Here is a 17,322-nt window from a genome sequence, read left to right on the forward strand (position 1 = left end):
CATGTCCGGATATTTCGACCGGTTTGTCGCCGAGTCCCGCCGGCGGCAGACCCTGGTCGTCCAGCCGCGCATGGGGATGGGGAACCTTCACACGATGCAGGCCGGGCTGCGCGCCGTAGCGGCGCTCGGCCTCCCGGCCGTGGGAACCATCACCATCGACAGCTACACCCGGGTCGGCGACTACACCACCTCTCTGGAGCGCCTGGCCGCGGGCGAGGAGCTGAACGGCTACCCCCTGGTGTCGCACCCGGCCGGTGCGACCCGGGCCATGCTGGAGGGCCTGCACGGCCCGGGCTTTCCCGTCCAGGTGCGGCACGGCACCGCACGTCCGCTGCGCGTCTTCGAGAAGCTGGTCGAGGTCGGCCTGGACGCCACGGAGGGCGGGCCGGTCTCGTACTGCCTTCCCTACAGCCGCCTTCCGCTCGCCGACGCCGTGGACGCGTGGGCCGAGAGCTGCCGGTTCCTGGCCGGCGCGACCGAGCACGGGCACATCGAGAGCTTCGGCGGGTGTCTGCTGGGGCAGCTGTGCCCACCCTCTCTGCTGGTGGCGATGGCCGTCCTGGAGGGCTGCTTCTTCCGCCGTCACGGGGTGCGTCACCTGTCACTGAGCTACGCGCAGGGAACGCTGGCCGTCCAGGACCGTGGTGCGCTGCGCGCGCTGCGGGCCCTGGCCGCGGAACACCTGGCGGACACCACCTGGCACGTCGTGCTCTACACGTACATGGGCCTGTTCCCGCGCACCCCGAACGGGGCGACCGCGCTCATCCGGGACAGCGCCCAGCTGGCCCGCGACGCGGGGTGTGAGCGGATGATCGTGAAGACGGTCTCGGAGGCCTGGCAGATCCCGAGCGTCTCGGAGAACCTCTCGGCGCTGCGCCTGTCCGCGGCCGACAGCGGGATCCGCACGGCGCCGAGCGCACTGGAGGACTCCTTCTTCGAGGAGACGCTGGAAGAGGCGCGGCTGCTCGTGGAGGCGGTCCTCGACCTCGACGACGACGTGGGCACCGCGCTGATCGAAGCGTTCCGCAAGGGGCTGCTCGACATCCCCTACTGCCTGCACCCGGACAACCGGGCCGCGGCGACCTGTGTCATCGACGACCGGGGAGCGCTGGCCTGGGGCGAGCGGGGCGGCCTTCCGCTGCCGCGGGCGGCCGAGAGGGCGGGAGGCGACCGGCTCGGTTCCGACGAGCTGTACGAGATGCTCAATCACGTCGCCGACCGCTACGACACCAACAAGTACGAGTCGGGATTGGTTTGACCGTCATGAGTGCCCAGACAGACAGGCAGCAGCGGCCCACGATGGTGCTGGTGGACGCGTTCTCGACGGGAGCGATGCTGGCGCGGGAGGCGGCCGGCCGCTACCGCGTGGTGCACGTCCGCTCCCGCGCCCTCGTCCCCGACACCTTCGCCGCGAGCCTGCCCACGGAGGTCTTCGAGGAAGACCTCACCTACCCGGGCCACACCGAGGAAGTGCTGCGCCGGCTGGCCGAGTTGCGGCCGGTGGGCGTCATCCCCGCCAGCGAGTTCGGGGTGGAGGCCGCCGACGAGATCGCCGGCCGGCTCGGGCTGCGCGGCAACGACCCCGCACGCTCCGCCGCGCGGCGCGACAAGTTCCGGATGATGGAGGCGCTGTCGGCGGCCGGGGTGCGTACCTCGCGGCAGTGCCAGGGAGCCGACCTGGAGCGGTTGCTGAACTGGCGGCGCACGGCGGGCCTGGAGCGCGTGGTGGTCAAGCCGCTCGACAGCGCCGGGTCCGACGACGTCTACACCTGCGACACCGACGAGGAGGTGACCGAGGCCTTCGAGGCGATCATCGGCAAGACGAACCTCATGCTCAGGGCCAACGAGACCGTGCTCGTGCAGGAGTACCTCGACGGTGACGAGTACATCATCAACACCGTCAGCCGGGACGCGAAGCACTGGTTCACCGACGCATGGATCAGCCGCAAGACGGTCGGCGAGGGCAAGCGGAAGATCTACGATCTCGAAGACCTGCTGGCCCCCGGGGACCCGGCCATCGCGCGGATCTTCCCGTACGTCGCCGACTGCCTCGACGCGCTCGGCATCACCGACGGCCCGGCACACAGCGAGCTGATCCTGACCGCCGACGGCCCGGTCCTGCTGGAGACCGGGGCCCGGGTGTCGGGCCTGGCCAATCCGGCGGCGCTGGACCGGTGCACGGGCGCCAACCAGGTCAGTCTGACCCTCGACTGCTACACGCCGGGGGCCGACACCCTGACGAGCCGTCCCGTGCACTACCCCCAGCTGGAACAGGCGCGGTGCGTCAACCTGATCGCGCGGCGCGAGGTTCCGCTGGACACCCGGGCGATCCGGGAGGCGCTCCGGAAGCTTCCGGCGTTCGAGAGCGTCCGGTTCCGGGTCGCCGAGAGCGCGCACACCAGGCGCACCGTCGACCTGAACTCCTCGCCGGGCGCGGTCTTCCTCGTCCACGTCCATCAGGCCGAGATCGATCGCGCCTACAAGGAGTTGCGCGAACTGGAGCACGAACTGCTCTGAGCCACACCAAGACGAGGTGACAGGCCTGGCGGGCACCTTCCGGGGAGCCCATCGGGCCGGTCCATCAACAGCCTGACGGCCGGTGCGGGGCGGATCCCGCCCGGGTACCGGACGTCACATCAGATCCATGGTGAAGTCACATGCCCGTAAGTTCCGAGCAGTTCCGTGAGATATTCGGCTCTTTCCCCACCGCTGTCGCCGTCATCACCACAGTCGACGACCAGGGCGAACCCCGCGGGTTCACCTGCAACGCCGTCTGCTCCGTCTCGGCCGCGCCGCCCTTGCTGCTGATCGGGGTCGACAAGCAGTCCCAGACCCTGCCGGCACTGCTGTCCACGCAGGCGTTCGTGGTCAACTTCCTGGCCGCGTCCGGTCAGGAGGCGTCACAGGTCTTCGCGAGCAAGAGCCAGGACAAGTTCGCCACCGTCCGGTGGCGGCCGTCGGACCTGGCGGCAGGCGCCCCGATCCTGACGGACGTGGCGCTGGCGTATGCGGAGTGCCGCACCGTCCAGACCGTCGAGGCCGGAGACCACTGGCTCTTCGTCGCCCAGGTGGAGGGTGGCCGGACCGACGCGCGCGAGCCCCTTCTCTACTGCAGGGGCGAATACAGCATCTGGTCGGGGCTCGTGCCCGCAGGACGCTGACCGATCGGATGCCGCACCGCGGCACCGCGGCCGTCGGGGCCCGCGGGATCATACGGCGCACACGGAACGGCACGCGTGGTCCTGCCGGCCCGACGGACCCCGGGCACCTCGCGTTCCTCAGTCCGCCAGCCGGAAGTTGGCCACCAGCGCGTACTTGTCTCCGGCCGCGACGGTCTCGCCGCGGTGCCGCAGGTCCGACCGGAAGAGCATGACCCGGCCCTCCCGGGCGGCGACCTCGAAGTCGGGCCGGCCGGTCTCGGCCAGCTGGAACTGTGTCGCTCCGCCCGCGAGTCCGCCGTACGGCAGGTAGAGCACCATGGTGAAACACCGGGCGCGCTCGGGGCTGGAGTCCCGGTGCCAGGGAAAGCTGTCGCCGCTGCGCGTGTGCTGGTACTCCAGTACGCACAGCTCACTGGGTCGTCCGGCCGTCAGCAGCCGCTCGCCGGCTCGCTGCACCTCGTTCGTCACCGGCTCCGCGAGCGCCAGCATCTCGTCGGACATCCGGGTGTGCGGGATGTGCTGCTGCACGCGCCGGCCGGTGTCCACGCTCTGCCGCGCCTTCAGACCGAAGGGCGCGGGACTCCACAGGGAGGACTCCCGGATCGTGTCGAGCATCCGTCTCGTCAGCGATGCCGGCACCGAGTCGGACGTGAAGACGCCCTCGGCCTGCTGGTGCCAGTCCGGTCGGATCGCCGCGGTACTGCTGGGCATGTCAGCTCCATCGCTCTATGGAATGGATCGGCAGGCCGGACGCCTGGCCGACCACGGCCTCGGCCAGGCCGGCCGTGGCCCGGCGGATGCGGGCCAGGTCGTGCTTGTCGTTGGCCGTACGGGGCAGCGGGCTGCCGGACACCACCAGGAACCCGGGGCGCGTGCCGTGCGGAAGCCGGGCCAGGAAGTCCTGCCCGCGCCGCCGGCACTCCTCCGCGGTCGGCCCGTACACGATCAGCGCGATGTCCTCGCCGAGCCGTGCGGACGGCAGCGCCTGGACCACGGCCTCCTTCGCGAGCAGTGTCCTGCGGGCGGCCTCCACCAGCATCGTTCCCGAGATGTTGACGCCACCCCTGATCACCACGTCACGGCTGCGTCCCACGATGACGTAGCCGTCCGGGGTCTGCCGCGCCAGGTCTCCCGTCTCGTACCACCCGTCGGCGTCCGTCGGCAGCGGCCGTACCACGCCGTCCTGGACGACCGCCGCGGCCCGCGGGTAACCCCGCACCAGGAGCCGGCCGTCGGGCCCGTCGACACGGCACCGCACCCCGGGGAACGGCCGTCCCACGAACCCGGTCGGCGGAAGGGAACCGGCCGGCACGTCGGCGGACATGACGGCGTTGGTGAACTCCGTCATGCCGTACAGGATCGTGACCCGGCTGCCGAGCGCGTGCAGGGAGCCGATGAGGGAGCGCTCCACGGCCATTCCGCCGGTGATCAGGTGCTGCGGCCAGCCGGTCCCGGCGGATCCGTGGTCGAGGAGGTCGAACAGCACGGTGGGCACCCCGGCGAGGTGGGTCGGCCGGCAGTCCCGCAGCCATGACGCCAGCACGCCGGACTTGGCCTCGGGCGGGAGGATCAGCACGGCGCCGCACGAGAGGGCGGCCCGCATGCCCACGACGCTGCCTCCGACATGCCAGAGCGGTGCGGTCACCAGGTAGCGGCTGCCGGGGCCGAGGCGGGTACGCGCGCCGAAGTCACGTGCGTTGCGTGCGAGGGCGGCGCGGTCGAGGAGGACGGTCTTGGCGGATCCGGTCGAGCCGGAGGTGTTGATGGCCAGGCCCCAGGCCGCGGACCGGGCGGGGGCCTGCTGCGAGCCGTCGGTGTCCGCGGTGAGCGCCGAGGCCCGCGGTCTTTCGACCTCCTCGATGGCGAGGCTCGGGGCGGGACCCGGCGTCAGGTGGGCCAGCACCGAGGCGCCGGCCGCCCCCACCGCGTCCCGCAGCGCACCGAGGTCACCGCGTGGCGCGGTGGGAAAGGGCACCAGACCCAGTTCCTCGGCCGCCAGTTGCAGAACGACGGCTTGCACGCTGTTGCGCACCGCGATGGCCAGGAGGGAACCCGGGCGCATACCGGGTGCGCGGTCGCGGAGGCGGGCGACCGTGGCACGGACCAGCTCACGCAGCGTGTTGGCGTCCAGCTGCCGCCGCTCACCGGTCTCGGCGTCGGCGGCGATCAGCACGTGCCGGTTCGGGTCCGGGAGCACCGTCATGGAGTCACTCCGTCGGTCAGCAGCACGTACTCGGCCATACCGCGCAGGTTCAGCAGCGGATCGTAGGGGAGGTCGGCGGGGAGCAGATCGAGGAAGGGCACGCATCCACCGCCGGTGAGGACGGCGGGAACGCCGGAGCCGACGAGACCCCGCACGTGTGCCGTCAGCGCGGCTACCAGCGCCGGCACGGCGACTCGGCCCCCGCGACGCAGCGCCTCCTCGGTGCTGGTCGGCATGGTGTCCTCGGAGCCGACGGCGGCGAAGGCGGGCAGGGGCAGTCCGGTGCGGTCGTGCAGCGCCCGGTAGGCGAGGTCGATCCCCGGATAGAGAATGCCTCCGGCGTACGCCCCTTCGGCGGACACCAGGTCCACACACAAGGCCGTGCCCATGTCGATGACCAGGGCGCCGGTGCGGAACCGGCGGAACGCGCCGAGCGCGGCGGCGAGCCTGTCCGTACCGAGCCGTTCGGGATTGCGGGTGAGCACCCGCCCCGGCAGCCGGGCCGCGGTCATGTGCTCGGCCCGGCAGGAGTGCCGCTCGGCGAAGCGGCGGACGGTCGCCACCAGCCGGCCCGCCGGGTCGGAGACGACGAGCCGCAGACCACCGGCCGCGACGGCTTCCGGTACCGCGGGCAGGGACGTGACGAATGTGTCGAACCGGCTGTCGTGCTCGGCCTGCGACGGGTCCAGCGGGAAGGCCGAGGCATTCTCCACGGTGCCGTCGGGCAGCATCGGCGCCGCCTTCACGCGAGAGTTGCCCACATCGATGAGCAAAAGCAAATCGCGTGACCTGGAGGTGGCGCCGTTCAGCACTTTTCGTCGCCGTCGACGATGACCACGCGGGGTGACGCGGAATGCCCTTCGCTCCACTCGGTGCGAAGGATGGAGAACACGTCGAGGTCGATGTGACCGTGGGCACGCTTCACATGGGCGCGCAGCGTTCCCTCGTGGGTGAGACCCAGTTTCCGCATTACCTGGGCGGCGCCCTGATTGGTACGCATGGAACGCCCGACGACCTTGAAGACTTCGGGCCTTCGACGGAAGATGTTCGTCAGCGCGGCACCATGCAGCAAGGTGCCCCATCCCTGCCGGGTGGGAAGTTCCGGAGAGAGCATGATTTCCGACTCGTAGACATGCTCGAAGGGCCATTCGATATGGCCGGCGGAGAAGGCCACGATATCACCGGTCGCGGACTCGAGAATGTATGCCCCGATAAGGGGATCATTCTTCGCTCGCTGAACGAGCCCGAGCAGATCGCCTTCCGTCGCTGCCTCGCCACGGGCGGAGAACTGCTCCAGTGCGGTCCTTGTCTGCAGCCAGGATGCGACTGTTTCAGCGTCTTGAGCAGCAAACGGACGGACGTACACTGTCGTATCGACGGGCATTTTCATCATGGCCTTCACGCATCGACGCTCGTCAGGCGGTCTTGACCGAGGTGACGACCGGCTTCGGGTGAATGGTGGTTCCGATGCGCATGAGTGGAGTTTCCTTTCTGCGTTGGATTATGGCGCTAGCGCCACTTGGTGAAAGATTTATATCACACGGGGTCAGATGACCCATCGTGACGAACGTCCTATCTCGAGAAGGACGCACTTTGTCCTTTTTGATCACGGCGGTACCGATCTAAGTGCAAGGAGCTGCGGATGACCGTCCGCCTGAACATCGAGCAGCAGCGTGCGACGCTGCTCGTGGACAACCCCGAGAAGCGGAACGCGCTTTACGTCGAGGATTTGTCCGAAATGTTGAGCCTGGCCCGACGGGCGGTCGAATGTGGGGTCACGTCCTTGGCTCTTCGCGGCGCCGGCGGGAACTTCTGCACGGGGACAGTGGTCGAGGGGGCGGTCGATCCTCGGTCCATCATGCTTCGCACTCGGAAATTCCAGGAATTCGCAACCGCCTTCGCCGAGCTTCCGGTACCCACGCTCGCCGTGGTCGAGGGATATGCCGTCGGTGGCGGTTTCGAACTCTCCCTGTGCTGTGACTTCGTCCTGGCCGCACATGACGCGCAGTGGGGTATGCCCGAGGCCGACCTGGCGCTCACCCCTTCGTGGGGGGTGAGTCGCCTGGTGTCGCGGGCGGGGCCGCAGTTCGCGCGCAGGGTCCTGCTGCTCGGCGCGATCCACCCGGCACGGACCGCGGTCCGGCACGGTGTGTGGGATCGCCTCGGCGCGGCGGAGCAGCTGGACGAGGCCGTCGCCGAGTGGCACCGGCTCATCGGGCTGAAGAACGCCCAGACCCTCCGCCAGACGAAGGCGCTGCTCAACTCCCTGTCCGAACCCGGCCCGCAGGCCTGGGGCCTGGAGATGTTCAGTGCGTGCCTGTCATGGGCCTCCGAAGGGCACTGGCGGGCACCCGACGGGGACGAGGGCCGGGGGGTGAGCAGCTTCTCCGAGGGGGCAGACCCCTGGGCCGCCCGGCGGGCGGCGTCACGCGACTTCTGGGTCGACTGAACCCCGGTGGCCGGCCGTCCCGGCAGCCAGGAAGCGGGCCAGTGTGTCGACCGCCGCATGGACATCCCGGCCTCCGCGCAGTTCCATCGCGTCGATTCCCGCACAGTCCGCCACCAGTCCCGCTGCCGCCGGCGGCAGCGACAGCGGGGCCGGGTAACCGAACCCCGTCCAGACGGGCCACGCCGGGTCGAAGACGGGAACTTCGGCATACAGCTTCCCGGGAACCTCCCGGCGCGGCACCGGTGCCGAGGTGGCGTCGGCCCCGTCCGCGAGCCTCGGCCACACCAGACAGGCCAGCTCGGCGGAGGGCAGCGGAGCCGTACCGAACCACGACGCCACGCGCCCGGAGCCCACCTCGATCTTCCGTTCGCGTTCCCGCCAGTCAGGGGCTTCCACGAACGGGAGGACCTCCTGGTAGGGATCGAGGTTCCCGAGCAGCCCCAGGCCCTGCAGGGTTCCCGTGGCCATCCGCACCGGCAGTGGCATGCCGAAGGCGCGCACGCGCACGCCGTGGCGGCTCTCCGGCGGATCGTCGGCGGCGCGCAGCATCACCAGGTCGTTGGTGATGAACCGGGCCCCCAGCCGCTGCATGGCCGCGAGGGCGAGCGTGGTCTTCCCCGAACCGGACGAGCCCGTGAAGACCACCGCCCGCCCGTCCAGGGCGACGCAGGACGCGTGCACCGGCACGTGGTTCCGCTCCTCCACCAGCAGCGAGACCACCACCGTCCGCACCAGTCGTGCGCTTTCGAGCAGCAGCAGCGCCACGTCGGACGCCCACAGGTCCACCTCACGGCTGCGCGGGTCCGACCGGTAGACGAAGCGCCCGTTCGGGTCCAGGGCGTCCCGCGGGCGTCCGGGGCCGGGCTGGGTGAGGAGCAGGGAACGATGGATCTCGACCGGGACGGGCCGCAGCGGTGCGGCACGCTCCACCGCGGCGCGAAGGTCGTCCAGCTCGGCCTCCGGCACCAGATGCAGTCGCACCACGGCGCTGTCCACGTCCGCGACGGCGGACACGGCACCGTGCTCGGCGCCCTCGCTCCGCTCAGCCTCGGTGACGTCGAAGTACGGCGTGTACACGACGGAGGCGTACGCGGGGAACGACGTCCAGCCGTAGGACTCGACGCGCACGCGCACCCCGTCGCAGTGCACAAGGACACTGGAGTCGCTCATCGATCCGCTCCCTCGGCGCGAACACATGTGTACTGGAGCAGCAGACCGGCTCCCGAGCCGTCGGTGCCGACCGTCCAGGAGCCGTCCACCGCCAGGGCGGTACCGGCCGGCGGCGTCAGGAGCAGGGGCGTTCCGTCCGCCGGGGTGAGGCGCACTCCGCCGCCCGGAGGCGTGCCGTGCGACGGGTTTCCGGTGAGCGGGAGCAGCAGGGTGAGGCCGCTGCCGGCGGCGCAGTCCGCTCCCGCCGTCCGGCCCGTGGCGTGGGCACCCTTGCGGAACTCCTGGTGCACGACGACCGGCCGGCCCGAACTGCCGGACCCGTCGCGGCCGTCCGTGCCGGGGATGCGCTCGCCGACCAGATGATGCACCGCCTCGACGAAGATCAGCATCTCCGGCGTCATCCCGTCGGCCGGCAGCCGTGCGGAGCCCGAGTCGCCGGAGGCCGTCCATGCCTCCGAGCGGTCCAGCAGCCGCAGCAGGCTGCGGCACTCGGGTTCGCCCAGGACCGGCAGGCGCCACGCCCCGGGAGCGAGCCGTGTCCACGCCGGCGGGTCCGGCCGGCGCACGAGTGACGGACATTCCCCGAGCACCCGGGCCGTCTCGGCCCTTCCCTCCGGCAGGGGCCGTCGCTCCGTCAGGGACCGGCCGCCCGTGCCGTCGTGCGGTCCACCGTGTCGCGGACCCGCTGTCTCAGTGCACCGGGACACTGCTGCCGCCTTCCATCCGGTTCGCCCGCCGGGTGTCGAACGCGCGCTCCAGGAAGCCCTGGTGCCAGCTGCGCACGTTCCCTTCGAGGTGACCGTATTCGTCGAGGTAGGCCGCGTCGCCGCCCGGGGTGAGTCGGTCCAGCAGCCAGTCGGGGACGACGCCCGGGTAGAGCTGCGCCGCGTGGAAGAGGGCGAAGTAGGCGTTGCGGCCCACGCCGTAGTGCACCGCGCGGTCCGCGAACACGGAGAGGACGTCGTCGCCGGCCGCGCGGACCGCGCTGACCACGTCGATGAACTTGGACAGGGCGATGTCCCGACCCAGTTCGATGTAGTAACCGGTGTCCGCCTCCTTGTAGAGGTGCTGGCACAGGTCGAGCAGTTCATCGGCGGGTTCGAGGACGCGGGCCGCCACGCCCGCGACCACGGCCGGGACGCTGCGTTCCAGGAACTCGACCGAGCCCGTGACGCGTCTGTCCCGCCCGGGGAGGACCGACAGGCACAGATCGATGAAGAAGGCCTCGACGCCGGGGGCGTCCGTCGGCCTGATGTAGGGCAGCGAGTTGTTCACGTGCAGCCGCCAGAAGGCCTGGGTGGCGCGGTCGTACGGCCGCAGCGTCCCGTCGGCCTGCAACAGTGCCTGGGAGTAACCGAGTTCGGCCAGCACCTCGCCGGCCGCCTGGACCGTCGAGGGGGCGACGAGCAGATCGAAGTCGCTCGTGCGGCGCATTCCGGGGTCCGGGAAGAACCGCTCGCACAAGGGGAGTCCCTTGCGTACGGCATAGGGCACACCCGACGCGTTCAGCGCGGCCAGAACTCGCGCGAGCTCGCCGGAGAGCCCCGCATTGCGAACCCGGTTTCCTTCGAACACCGAGGTGTACACCCAGTGATCCGGGATGATCTCGGTCTCGCCGGTCTCGGACCAATAGAGGCGGAATTTCCGGAGGTTGAACCCGATCAGCGGGAGAACGCGATGCTTGGCCCCCTGATGGAATATCCAGGACCAGTCGACCTCCGCCGTCAACTCCGCTATCGACCGGTGCAGTCGGCCGGCGCCGGCTGCGTCGAGCCATGGGTCGGCGAGGGCCAGGAGGAGGGAGATCTCCGACTGGTGAGGCAGGTCTGGAAGGCCCGGATCGGGCGGAAAAGACTTGTCTACGGTGCTCACACTCTACCCCGGCCTTCGTGATCCACTTGCACCTGACCAGGTCCGATACCGGCCACGCGGCAGGTATCATAGCCGCGCCGATCACTCCGGGCGTCCCTCCATGTCTCCTCCGGGGAACTCTCCGCCCGTCTTTCCCAATTCGCTTCGGAGTCGTATCCGCAGAAGGACCATGGGGGACCCGATGACAGAGTGCCGAACAACGGATCGTGCTGTCCTGCACACCTTTCTGGACGAAACCGCCCGTTCCCGTCCGCACGCTCCCGCAGTTCGTGACCGCACCGGACGGTGGAGTTACTCGGAGTTCACCCGGGCCTCTGACGCGGCCGCAGATTGGCTACGCGGCGCGGGTGTTGGCGTGGGTGATCGCGTGGTGGTGCGTGCGTCCCCCACCAGGTCCACTCTCGCGCTCATGTACGGCTGTTTCCGACTCGGCGCCGTTTTCGTCCCGTTGGGCACGACCGCCACGCGTCATCAACTCGGACACGTGCTGGCGGACGCCCGTCCGGCGCTGTTCGTCACCGACGAGGACGCCCACCTCGGCTGGTCCTCCGTGCCGAGCCGGTCGCTTCCCGAGGACGCGGCGACGTGGCCGGCGACCTCACCGTCCCCGTCGCACACGGCGGGGGCATCCGGCCCGGAGGCGGCACGGACCGCGCTGATGCTGTACACCTCGGGCAGTACGGGGCTGCCCAAGGCGGTGGTGTGCCCGCATGCCGCGGTGTCCTTCGCGGTCTCCGCCATCGCGCGATGCCTGCGCTACCGAGCGGACGACGTGGTCCATTCGTGCCTTCCGCTCTCTTTCGACTACGGCCTCTACCAGGTCTTCCTCAGCGTGTCGGCCGGGTCCGAGCTGGTCCTCGGGGACGCCTCCCGCGGCGCGGCGCTCCTCGCCGACCTGCGCCGGTCGGCGGCGACCGTCGTACCGCTCGTCCCCTCGCTGGCCTCGATGCTGCTGATGCTCGCTCGCCGCAGCCCGACGCCCACCTCGGTGCGACTCTTCACGAACACGGGCGAGCACCTCTCGTCCGGCCTGGCCGCCGAGCTGCGCGAGCGGTTCCCCGGCGCGGGCGTCCAGATGATGTTCGGCATCACGGAGTGCAAGCGGGTGGCCATCCTGGAGGTGGACGGTGACCTGCAGCGCCCCGGCTGCGTGGGACGGGCCCTGCCCGGAACGCGCGTCGTCGTCGTGGACGAGGCGGGCAGGCCGCTGCCCGCGGGCGAGACCGGCGAGATCACCGTGCGGGGACCTCATCTGATGGCCGGCTACTGGGACGCGCCGGAACTGACCGGTCACACCTACCGGACGGATCCCGGCAGCGGCGAACGCGTGCTCCACACCGGAGACTTCGGCCGGCTCGACGGCGAGGGCTATCTGTACTTCGAGGGACGGCGCGACGAGCTGTTCAAGCGGCACGGTGTCCGCACGTCCGTGACCGAGATCGAGACGGCCGCCAAGGCCGTGGATCGGGTACGGGCCGCGGCGGTGGTGCCGCCCACCGGCCACCGGGACGCGGTGCTGTACGTGACCGGGGACGTCGAGCCCGAAGCGGTGCTGCACGGTGTCCGCGACCTCCTCGGCCCGGCCAGGACCCCCTCGGTCTGCCGTGTCCTGGAGTCCATGCCCCTCGGTGCCAACGGCAAAGTGGCGCGCGGCGCGCTGCGCGGCTGGGAGGACCCGCACCAGTGACCAGTGCCCCGATATCGTCCCTGACGGACCGCTTCGGCAGTCCCTTGTACGTGTACGAGCTGAGCGAGCCGGAAGCGGCGGCGGCCGGCCTGCGGCAGGCGCTGCCGCAGCCGTCGACGCTGTACTACTCGCTGAAGGCCAACCCGCATCCGCTGATCGCCCGTGCACTGCACAAGACGGGGTGCCATGCCGAGATCAGTTCCGAGGGTGAGCTGACGGCGGCCCTGGCCGCGGGCTTCGCCGCGACCGACTGCCTCTACACGGGCCCGGGAAAGACCCGTACGGAGATATCCCGCGCGATCGCCGAAGGGGTCGTGCGCTTCTCCGTGGAGTCCGCGGGCGACTACCGGCGGGTGGCCGCGGCAGCCGCCGCGCACGAGGTCACGGTGGACTGCCTGCTCCGGCTCAACACCTCGCACGCCCGCGGCGCCGGCGGTCTGCGGATGACCGGGACGTCCTCGCAGTTCGGGACCGACTCGGCGGCCTACGCCGCGGACCCGGCCGCCTTCGCACCCCTGCCCGGAGCCCGGCTCGCCGGTGCGCACTTCTTCGCGATGAGCAACGCCCGTGACACCGACGACCTCCTGGGCTCCCTCTCCGCGAGCGTCGTCGAGGCCGCCCGGCTGCGCTCCGAAGCCGGGCTCCCGCTCGAACTCCTGGACCTGGGGGGCGGTTTCGCCGCACCGTACGCGGGCCCGGGCGAGCGGCCCGACTACCGGGCCCTGCGCGAACCCCTGGAAGCCGTACTCGACCGGTACCTGCCGGACTGGCGGCACGGGCGGCCGCGGATCGCCTTCGAATCGGGACGGTACCTCGTCGGCGGTGCGGGACGGCTCGTGTGCACGGTCGGCGACATCAAGACCTCCCACGGACGCGACTACATCGTGCTGGACACCGGCATCCACCATCTCGGCGGACTCTCGGGCCTGGGACGTCTGCTGCCCATGAAGGCCCACCCGGTCGCCGCCGGGCACGGTGCGGCCGACGGGGCCGCCGGGCACGGCGCGACCGGCAAGCCCGCCGGGCCCGGGAAGGCCTCGCTCGTCGGCCCCCTGTGCACACCCGCGGATGTCCTGGCGCGCGAGGCCCAGGTGGACGGAGTCGCGGTGGGGGACCTCGTGGAGATCCCGAACGTCGGGGCCTACGGCCTCACCGCCAGCCTGCTCGGCTTCCTCGGCCGCCCCGTGGCCGGAGAAGTGGTCCTCCGCCGGGGAACCGTGATCGACGCGTCCCGGCTGGAGCTCCGCCGTACTCCGCTGGCTCCGCCCAGAGCCGCGGCGGCCCCCGGACGGTCCGCCGGCAGCGCAGAGGGGGCCGGGAGATGACCGACGGCACCATCGACATCCGGGACGCCGTGCGAGCCGTGCTGCCCGTGCTGCGCGAGCACGCGGCACAGGTCGACGCCGACGCCGTGTTTCCCGTCACCCCCGTCCAGGCGCTGCGGGACAGCGGCCTGCTGGGGTTGCTCGTGCCCGTCCGGTACGGCGGGCTCGGCGGCGGCCTGGGGGATCTGGTCGAGGTGGCCCAGGACCTGGCCGGCGCCTGCCTGTCCACCGCCATGATCTGGGCGATGCACTGCCAGCAGTCCGACGCCCTCGTCCGGCACGCCGCACCCGAACTCGCCGAGCGGCTGCTGCCCCGTGTGGCACGCGGCGAGGTCTACCTGGCCTCCGTCACCACCGAGCCGGGCAAGGGCGGGCACCTGCTCCGTGCGCAGGCCCCCCTGACCCACTCCGGCCTGGAGGTGTCCTTCGCGCGCACCGCTCCGGTGGTCACCGGAGGACGGCACGCGGACGGCTTCCTGATCACGATGCGGGAGTCGGCGGACGCCCCGGAGAGCCGGGTCTCCCTGGTCTACGCCGACCGGCAGCAGCTCGACATCGTCCCGGGCGCCCCCTGGGACACGCTCGGCATGCGCGGCACGGACAGCGCGGGCCTGCGGCTCCACGGCAAGGTCCCGGCGTGGCAACTGGTGGGCGAGCCCGGCGGGTTCCGCCGTATCGCGATCGAGAGCACGGCGCCGGTGGGCCACTTGGCCTGGGCCGCCTGCTGGCTCGGCAGCGCACGATCCGCGCTCCGGCAGCTGGTTGCCCTGTGCCGTTCGCCCGACCGGCCGCGCGGCCTCGACATCTCCTCCGATCTCGTCGCGGAACGCCTCGCCCGGGCCCGCATGGACCTGGAGGTGGTCGCCGCCTACCTGAGCCGCGTACGGGACGAAGTGACCGCCGCGCGTGCGCGGGGAGAGTCGCTGGACCGGCCGGACGTGCAGATCCACCTCAACACCCTCAAGGTCACCGCCGCCGAGTCGACCTTCCGTGCCGTCGACCGGATGGTGCAGCTCGCCGGGCTCGGCACCGGCTACAGCCGGCGGTCGGCGCTCCCCTTGGAGCGTCACTTCCGCGACCTGCGCTCGGCCAGCCTCAACTACTCCGACGACCGCCTGCTCACCGTGACCGGCGCCCTGACGCTGATGGACCGCTCCGTCCGGCTCGCCTGACACGTCCGCAGCACTCGCCGAGCCCCCGCGGCGCGCCGGCGCGCCCGCGCAACCCCACTGGAGAAGAAGACCATGACCGCCCCCTGGGCCGAGTTCGAACAGTTCGAGACCCTGCTCCGCGCACACCTGCCGCTGGCCGCCCCGGACTCCGCGCTCTCGCCGGACGCCTCCCTGACGGACCTCGGGCTCGATTCCCTGGGCACGGTCGGGCTGCTCGTGGATCTGGAGCAGGAGTTCGGCATCACCGTTCCCGACGACGCGCTGTCGGGCGAGACGTTCGCCACCGCGGGCGCCCTGTGGGGCGTCGTCGAGCGACTGCTGCCGACGGCTCCGTAGCACCGCAACCCTCACCGACCGGGTGGGGACGCCGAGAAGAGAGATGGGGATGGAGAAATCCCTCCGAAGCCGCGCGACGGCCGAACGGGACCGGATCGCCTCGCTGATCCAGGACCGTCTGAGTCTGCTGCGGCTGCTGAACAGGGAGGGCGGCCGTGCCGCCTTCCTCGTCGTGGGCCAGCTGGTCACCGCCGTATGGCCTTCGGCCATCGCTCTGGGGACCGGCTGGTTCGTCGGCCGCCTGGGCCCGGTGGCCGAGGGCGGGCGGGCCTGGCCGACGGTGGCGGTCCCGCTCACCGTGCTGGCCCTGCTGCTTCTGCTCGAAGAGGCGACCGTCTCCCTCCAGGGCGTTCTCCAGAGCCAGATCGCCGGGCGCGTGGACGGTCGCGTACGCAGCGCCGTGCGCACCTTCGTGCTGACCGCGCGAGGCTCGAGCCTCCTGGCGGATCCGCAGGTCGCGGACGACGTGAGTCGCGCGGGCAACATCACCGGCGGACATCACCGTTCGCCCGGCACGGCGGCCACCGGCCAGCTGATGCTGATGTTCCGGATCCTGTCCGCCGTCGTGGCCACCGTGCTGCTGGCCCGCTTCTCGGTGATCCTCGCGGTGTCCCTGCTCCTGGCCTCGCTGCTCATGCGGGTCGTCATCCGCCGGCAGTGGATGTACCTCTCCGCCGTCAAGGACGGCCGGGAGCATCTGGCCCGGCGTACGCGCTACTGGACCGAGCTGGCCGGGGGCCGGGCGGCGGCCAAGGAGATCAGGCTGTTCGGCCTCGCGAACTGGGCCGTGGCACGCCGGAGCAGGGAAGCCGTCGAATGGGCCGGAGAGCTCTGGCGCATCCGCTATCGCATCCTCAGACACCAGTGGCCGGCCGTCGTCATCGCGCTCGGCACGAGCGCCGCCGCCTTCTACTTCCCCGGCCGCGCCGCCTACCGCGGCGAGATGACAGCCGGCGATCTCGTGACGTATCTGGTGGCGAGCACGGCCGTGCTCCAGATCAGCCGCATGGGCATGGAGGCGTTCGACATCGAGTACGGGCTGGAGTCGGTCCGGGCCCTGCGGCGCCTCGAAGGCCGCCGGAGCGTGCCGGCCGACGCCTCTCCACGGCTGTCGCCCACGGCGCCCGAGCGGGCCGCGGGACCTCCGGAGATCCGCCTGGACAACCTCTCGTTCCGGTACCCGGGTGCGGAACGCCCCCTCCTCGACGGGCTGGACCTGCACATCAGGGCCGGCGAGACCGTCGCGATCGTCGGCAACAGCGGAGTCGGCAAGACCACACTCATCAAGATCCTCGCCGGCCTCCTCGAACCGACCGGCGGAACGCTCACCGTCGACGGAGCACGGCCGGCCCGGGCCGGCGCCGACGACTGGCGGCGCCGGCTCGGCATCGTCTTCCAGGACTTCGTGCGGTACCCGCTCACGGCCGCCGAGAACGTCTCCCTGGGTGCCCCGGAAGCCGGGGCCGAGCCCGACGCGGTGGCCTCGGCGCTCGCCCGGGCCGACGCCCTGGCCATGGTGGAAGGGCTGCCTTCCGGGCAGGACACGATCCTGTCGGCCCAGTGGCCGGGCGGCGTCGACCTGTCCGGCGGGCAATGGCAGCGCGTGGCCATCGCGCGGTCCCTGTTCGCCGCCGCGCACGGCCGGGACATCCTCATCTTCGACGAGCCCACCGCTCACCTCGACGTCGCCGCCGAGGCCGAGTTCTACCAGCGGGTCGCGGCGCACACCTCCGACCAGACGGTCGTACTGATCTCCCACCGCATGTCGACGATCCGCCATGCCGACCGGATCTTCCTGATGGCGGACGGCGTGATCGCCGAACAGGGCGGCCACGACGAACTCATGGCCGCCGACGGCGAGTACGCGCGGTTGTTCCGCCTTCAGGCGAACCGGTTCACGATGACGGGCGCACAGCAGGAAGTGGTGCTGTCATGACAGCAGCAGGA

The 17,322-nt window shown here is 71.2% G+C and carries 16 protein-coding genes; 9 read left to right on the plus strand and 7 right to left on the minus strand.

The features are described 5' to 3' along the window. The first annotated feature begins 1 nt into the window (after position 1). The 3 genes from ACGFT2_RS26960 (at position 2) to ACGFT2_RS26970 (ending at position 3,161) form a co-directional block, all read left to right on the plus strand. The gene (locus tag ACGFT2_RS26960; protein ID WP_393282724.1) at positions 2-1,258 is read left to right on the plus strand and encodes a methylaspartate mutase; all 1,257 of its coding nucleotides are present in this window, start codon (positions 2-4) and stop codon (positions 1,256-1,258) included. Positions 1,259-1,263: 5 nt separating this feature from the next. Next, positions 1,264-2,517, plus strand: coding sequence for an ATP-grasp domain-containing protein (locus tag ACGFT2_RS26965; RefSeq protein WP_393282727.1), 1,254 nt, complete (start codon positions 1,264-1,266; stop codon positions 2,515-2,517). A gap of 140 nt (positions 2,518-2,657) precedes the next feature. After that, positions 2,658-3,161 (plus strand): flavin reductase family protein, encoded by a 504-nt coding sequence (locus tag ACGFT2_RS26970; RefSeq protein ID WP_393282730.1) that lies wholly within the window; start codon positions 2,658-2,660, stop codon positions 3,159-3,161. 117 nt (positions 3,162-3,278) lie between these two features. Here ACGFT2_RS26970 and ACGFT2_RS26975 read toward each other — a convergent pair whose 3' ends face one another. Genes ACGFT2_RS26975 through ACGFT2_RS26990 form a run of 4 tightly spaced genes read right to left on the minus strand, consistent with a single transcriptional unit; the run spans position 3,279 to position 6,757 of the window. After that, positions 3,279-3,872, minus strand: a complete 594-nt coding sequence (locus ACGFT2_RS26975; protein ID WP_393282732.1) for a 2OG-Fe(II) oxygenase — start codon at positions 3,870-3,872, stop codon at positions 3,279-3,281. Between the two features lies 1 nt (position 3,873). Beyond that, a complete protein-coding gene (locus ACGFT2_RS26980) occupies positions 3,874-5,364 on the minus strand; it encodes a class I adenylate-forming enzyme family protein (RefSeq protein WP_393282735.1) in 1,491 nt (496 codons plus the stop codon). Further along, entirely contained in the window at positions 5,361-6,233 is an 873-nt protein-coding gene (locus tag ACGFT2_RS26985; protein WP_393282737.1) for a type III pantothenate kinase, read from the minus strand. The genes ACGFT2_RS26980 and ACGFT2_RS26985 overlap by 4 nt, the downstream gene beginning before the upstream one ends. Then, positions 6,170-6,757: a GNAT family N-acetyltransferase gene (locus tag ACGFT2_RS26990; protein ID WP_393282872.1), complete on the minus strand. Its 588-nt coding sequence runs from the start codon at positions 6,755-6,757 to the stop codon at positions 6,170-6,172. The genes ACGFT2_RS26985 and ACGFT2_RS26990 overlap by 64 nt, the downstream gene beginning before the upstream one ends. A 249-nt stretch (positions 6,758-7,006) precedes the next feature. Here ACGFT2_RS26990 and ACGFT2_RS26995 point away from each other — a divergent pair, with 249 nt between their 5' ends. After that, the gene (locus ACGFT2_RS26995; RefSeq protein ID WP_393282740.1) at positions 7,007-7,813 is read left to right on the plus strand and encodes an enoyl-CoA hydratase/isomerase family protein; all 807 of its coding nucleotides are present in this window, start codon (positions 7,007-7,009) and stop codon (positions 7,811-7,813) included. On the opposite strand, the gene ACGFT2_RS27000 is transcribed toward ACGFT2_RS26995, so the two are convergent. The 3 genes from ACGFT2_RS27000 to ACGFT2_RS27010 form a co-directional block, all read right to left on the minus strand. Next, the gene (locus ACGFT2_RS27000; RefSeq protein ID WP_393282743.1) at positions 7,790-8,983 is read right to left on the minus strand and encodes an HPr kinase/phosphorylase; all 1,194 of its coding nucleotides are present in this window, start codon (positions 8,981-8,983) and stop codon (positions 7,790-7,792) included. The two genes, ACGFT2_RS26995 and ACGFT2_RS27000, sit on opposite strands and share 24 nt — an antisense overlap. Beyond that, entirely contained in the window at positions 8,980-9,549 is a 570-nt protein-coding gene (locus ACGFT2_RS27005) for a hypothetical protein (RefSeq protein ID WP_393282746.1), read from the minus strand. The genes ACGFT2_RS27000 and ACGFT2_RS27005 overlap by 4 nt, the downstream gene beginning before the upstream one ends. A gap of 124 nt (positions 9,550-9,673) precedes the next feature. Then, positions 9,674-10,855, minus strand: coding sequence for a nucleotidyltransferase family protein (locus ACGFT2_RS27010; protein ID WP_393282749.1), 1,182 nt, complete (start codon positions 10,853-10,855; stop codon positions 9,674-9,676). Positions 10,856-11,036: 181 nt separating this feature from the next. Between ACGFT2_RS27010 and ACGFT2_RS27015 the strand changes: the two genes are divergently transcribed. The 5 genes from ACGFT2_RS27015 (at position 11,037) to ACGFT2_RS27035 (ending at position 17,311) form a co-directional block, all read left to right on the plus strand. Beyond that, positions 11,037-12,542, plus strand: a complete 1,506-nt coding sequence (locus tag ACGFT2_RS27015; protein WP_393282874.1) for a class I adenylate-forming enzyme family protein — start codon at positions 11,037-11,039, stop codon at positions 12,540-12,542. Then, complete coding sequence (locus ACGFT2_RS27020; RefSeq protein ID WP_393282752.1) at positions 12,539-13,867, plus strand: type III PLP-dependent enzyme; 1,329 nt, start codon at positions 12,539-12,541, stop codon at positions 13,865-13,867. Before ACGFT2_RS27015 ends, ACGFT2_RS27020 begins: the two co-directional genes overlap by 4 nt. After that, positions 13,864-15,039: an acyl-CoA dehydrogenase family protein gene (locus tag ACGFT2_RS27025; protein WP_393282755.1), complete on the plus strand. Its 1,176-nt coding sequence runs from the start codon at positions 13,864-13,866 to the stop codon at positions 15,037-15,039. Before ACGFT2_RS27020 ends, ACGFT2_RS27025 begins: the two co-directional genes overlap by 4 nt. 72 nt (positions 15,040-15,111) lie before the next feature. Next, a complete protein-coding gene (locus tag ACGFT2_RS27030) occupies positions 15,112-15,375 on the plus strand; it encodes a phosphopantetheine-binding protein (RefSeq protein ID WP_393282757.1) in 264 nt (87 codons plus the stop codon). A gap of 49 nt (positions 15,376-15,424) precedes the next feature. Next, on the plus strand, positions 15,425-17,311 hold the full coding sequence (locus ACGFT2_RS27035) for an ABC transporter ATP-binding protein (RefSeq protein ID WP_393282760.1): 1,887 nt from the start codon (positions 15,425-15,427) through the stop codon (positions 17,309-17,311). The last annotated feature ends 11 nt before the right edge of the window (positions 17,312-17,322 follow it).

The organism is Streptomyces sp. NPDC048514, from assembly GCF_043199955.1.
GTDB lineage: Bacteria > Actinomycetota > Actinomycetes > Streptomycetales > Streptomycetaceae > Streptomyces.